Origin of the sequence: Rhodopseudomonas sp. B29 (assembly GCF_000333455.1) — a bacterium.
Classification (GTDB): domain Bacteria; phylum Pseudomonadota; class Alphaproteobacteria; order Rhizobiales; family Xanthobacteraceae; genus Rhodopseudomonas.
In genome coordinates this window covers 1-3,516 of record NZ_BADD01000352.1, presented here as the reverse complement: position 1 = coordinate 3,516, position 3,516 = coordinate 1, and the positions used below count along the sequence as shown (strand labels likewise).

Below are 3,516 nucleotides of genomic sequence, written 5' to 3'. Positions count from 1 at the left end.
TGCTCGCGCTGGCGGTGTCGTTTTTCGCGCTCGGCGCGGCGTTCGCCGCGGTGCTGCTGATCATGGTCTATGCCGGCGCCATTCGTAGTGCTGTTCGTGTTCGTGGTGATGACGCTGCCGATCGTGCCGGAGGCGATCGTGCGCGAACGCGCCGCGCTGAAGCGCGCCTGGCCGGTGCCGCTGATCCTGTCGATTCTCGTCGTCGCGCCTTTCGTGTTCGGCGCCTTTGCGATGCCGGGTCGTCACCCGGCGCTGCCGGTGAGTGCGCAGGACGTCGGCCGGCTGCTGTTCGGGCCGTGGGCGCTGGTGATCGAACTGGCGTCACTGTTGCTGCTCGCCGGCCTGATCGGCGTCCGCCATATCGGCCGCAACGAGCGGAGGACCGCGCGATGACCGGCTCCGACCTGATCGGCCTGATGATCCTCGCCGCCGGGCTGTTCGCCATCGGCGTGTTCGGCGTGCTGGCGCGGCGCGGCATCCTGTTTCAGCTCGTTGCATTGGAAGTGGCGCTGAGCGGGCCTGCGCTGGCGTTCGTCGCCGCCGGTGCGTATCACGCCGACCCGCAAGGGCAGGGCATGTTCATCCTGGTGCTGACGCTCGCCGCTGCCGAAGTCGCGGTCGGGCTGGCGCTCCTGCTGCGCATCCGCCGCCTCATCGGCACCGACGACAGCGACGCCGTCAGCGGATTGAAGGGATGAGCATGGCGCAGCTGCTTCCCTTCGTCCCGGTCCCGGCGCTGTTCGGCTTCGTGCTGCTGTCGCTGATCCCGCTGGCATTGCCGCGCGCGGCGGTGATCGCGCTCGGTGTCGGTTGCGCGGTGTTGCCGGCGGTGCTGTTCGTTCCCGTGGCGCTGGGGTGCCTCGATGGCGCCTGCGTCACCGGCGCGGCGGTGCCGATCCTGTCGATCGACACCGGCGTGTTCGTCGCCCAGATCGCGATGTCGATGGATCCGCTCAGCATGGTGACGGGCGGCACGGTGGCGCTGGTCGGCGCCTTGGTGCTGATCTATTCGGGCGCCTACATGGCGACCGAGCCGCTGGCCGATCTGAAGCGCTTCTTCGCGGTGATGAACCTGTTCCTCGCCGGCATGCTGGCGGTGGCGCTGGCCGCCGACGTCATCCTGCTGTTTCTGGGCTGGGAAACCATCGGCCTGTGCAGCTTCATGCTGATCGCGTTCTACGACAGGCTGCCGAAGGCGGTCGCCGCCGGGCGCAAGGCGCTGATCACCACACGCGTCGCCGATAGTTTCCTGCTCGCCGGCCTGATGATGCTGTTCCTGAGCGCCGGCACCACGCGGCTGGACGGGATGCTCGCCGCCGTGCCGGCGATCGGGCCGTGGAAGCTGGCACCGATCGCGTTCCTGATCGCGATCGGTGCACTCGGCAAGTCGGCGCAGTTTCCGTTTCACACCTGGCTGCCGAGCGCGATGGCCGGCCCGACGCCGGTATCGGCGCTGCTCCATTCCGCCACCATGGTGGCGGCCGGCGTCATCCTGCTGGCGCGGCTCGCGCCGCTGTTCGCCGCCGCGCCGGAAGTCTCGGCGATGGTGGCGATGCTCGGCATCATCACCGCGGCTTTCGCGGCGCTGCTCGCGGTGATCCAGACTGATGTGAAGAAGCTGCTGGCGTTCTCCACCATGAGCCAGATCGGCTTCATGGTGCTGGCGCTTGGGCTCGGTGCGCCGGCGGTGGCGCTGTCGCATTTCGCCATCCACGCGGCGTTCAAGTCGCTGCTGTTCCTCAGCGCCGGCGTGATGAGTCACGCCTCCGGCGGTTCGACCGCGATCGAGGCGCTGCGCGGCGCGCGCTATCGTCAGCCCTGGGCGTTCTGGGCGTTTGCAGTCGGCGCCGCATCGCTGGCCGGCCTGCCGGTGATCACCGCCGGTTGGTACTCCAAAGAAGCGGTGCTGGCCGCCGTGTGGAGCAGCGGGCCGTGGGGCGCGCCACTGTGGCTGCTCGCCGCCACCGCTGCCGTGCTCACCGGCGCCTATGCGTTCCGCGTCGTGTTCGTCGCGGGGTCGCAAAGCGCCGATCTCGCGGCGCCGCCCTGGGGCGGGGCCGCGGTGCTGGTGCCGCTGGCAGTGCTGACGCTGGTCGCCGTGGTCGGCGGACTATCCGTCGGCGCGCTGATCCATTTCACCGGCGGTGCGCCGGTGCATACGCCGTTGGTGCCGACGTTGCTGGGTGCCGCTGCGCCGATCCTCGGTGTGATTTTGGCGCGCTGGCTGGTGAAGCATCCGCGCGAGCTGGAGCAGATCTCCGCCCGGCTGCGCCACGTCCGCGCCTTCCGCTTCGACGTGCTGTATTATTATTACTTCGTGCGCCGCTTCCGCAAAGCCGCCGCCGTGCTCGGAAATGCCGAGGGCACCGAGGCATTCGAGCACGCGACCGAGCTGCGCCGGCAAGGCATCGTGGTGCCGGGTCTGCCGGCCGAGGATCTGCTGGCGCACGCCCGTGATGCCGCGCCGGCCGATTTCATCGCTCGCGCCACCGACGGGCAGACCCCGGTCGTCAAGCTGGTGTCGGGCGATCCGGTCGGGCGCGTGTTGATCAATCTGGCGCGGCTGTTCGTCACGCAGATCGTCGCGCGCTTCAATCCGGACCGCATCGATCGAAGCTGGATGGGGTTCGCCGGCGGCTTTGGTCTCGCCTGGGCGCAGGCGCGGAAAATTCAGACCGGGCGGGTCCGGGATCATTCACTGTGGATCGCGCTCGGTTGCGCGGCACTGCTACTTTACGCGTGGGGGACGTCATGGCGCTGATTGCGCTCATCCTGCTGCCTGCCTTCGGCGGCCTCGCAGCCTTCTTCGTCGCCGGCCAAAACCGCGAGCGCTGGATCACCATCGCGACCTTCGCGCTGATGCTGATCGTGCTGGTCGCGATCATCGCGGGCGCGCCGGAGGGGCGCTGGTACAGCCAAGTGTCGTATCCGTGGGTGCCGTCGTTCGGCATCTCGCTCGACTTCGCGCTCGACGGCCTGTCGGCGGCGCTGATCGCCATCGCGGCCGGTCTCGGTATCATTTCGGTGATGGCGTCGTGGTCGGAGATCAAGCTCGACTCCGGTCTGTTCCACGCCAGCCTGTGCTGGACGGTGGCGGCAACGGTCGGCGTCTTCATCTCGTTCGACCTGCTGATCTTCGCGTTCTTCTGGGAAGCCATGCTGGTGCCGGCCTTCATGCTGATCGCGGTGTGGGGCCACGGCGACAAGGAAGGCGCCGCGCTGAAATTCCTGATCTTCAACGCCGCCGCCGGTTTCGGCCTGCTCGCGGCGGCGTTTGCGCTCGCCGCGATGGCCGATCATATGACCTTTAACGCCTTCGAATTGGCGCAGCTGAAGCTGAGTACCAGCACGCAGGTCTGGATGCTGCTCGGCTTCTCGCTCGCCTTCATGGTCAAGCTGTCGGTGCCTCCGTTCCACGCCTGGCTGCCGGAGGCGCACACGCTGGCGCCGACGGCGGGCTCGATCCTGCTCGCCGGCCTGTTGCTGAAGACCGGCGCCTACGGCTTGTTCCGCTTC

Annotated in this window: 4 protein-coding genes; all 4 read left to right on the top strand. The window is 68.4% G+C overall.

The features are described 5' to 3' along the window. Positions 1 to 69 precede the first annotated feature (69 nt). The gene (locus tag I5M_RS29670; RefSeq protein WP_244431993.1) at positions 70 to 393 is read left to right on the top strand and encodes an NADH-quinone oxidoreductase subunit J; all 324 of its coding nucleotides are present in this window, start codon (positions 70 to 72) and stop codon (positions 391 to 393) included. Next, entirely contained in the window at positions 390 to 698 is a 309-nt protein-coding gene (gene nuoK, locus I5M_RS12715; protein ID WP_022721750.1) for an NADH-quinone oxidoreductase subunit NuoK, read from the top strand. Before I5M_RS29670 ends, nuoK begins: the two co-directional genes overlap by 4 nt. 2 nt (positions 699 to 700) lie before the next feature. Next, a complete protein-coding gene (locus I5M_RS12710) occupies positions 701 to 2,761 on the top strand; it encodes an NADH-quinone oxidoreductase subunit L (protein WP_031336213.1) in 2,061 nt (686 codons plus the stop codon). Further along, positions 2,752 to 3,516: proton-conducting transporter membrane subunit (locus I5M_RS12705; RefSeq protein ID WP_022721748.1), on the top strand; the 765-nt coding region annotated here is incomplete at its 3' end. The genes I5M_RS12710 and I5M_RS12705, both read left to right, overlap by 10 nt.

Bases quoted from the DNA above. Each gene is read 5' to 3' on its own strand.
- I5M_RS29670 (WP_244431993.1), top strand. From the start codon at position 70: ATGCCGGCGCCATTCGTAGTGCTGTTCGTGTTCGTGGTGATGACGCTG.
- nuoK (WP_022721750.1), top strand. From the start codon at position 390: ATGACCGGCTCCGACCTGATCGGCCTGATGATCCTCGCCGCCGGGCTG.
- I5M_RS12710 (WP_031336213.1), top strand. From the start codon at position 701: ATGGCGCAGCTGCTTCCCTTCGTCCCGGTCCCGGCGCTGTTCGGCTTC.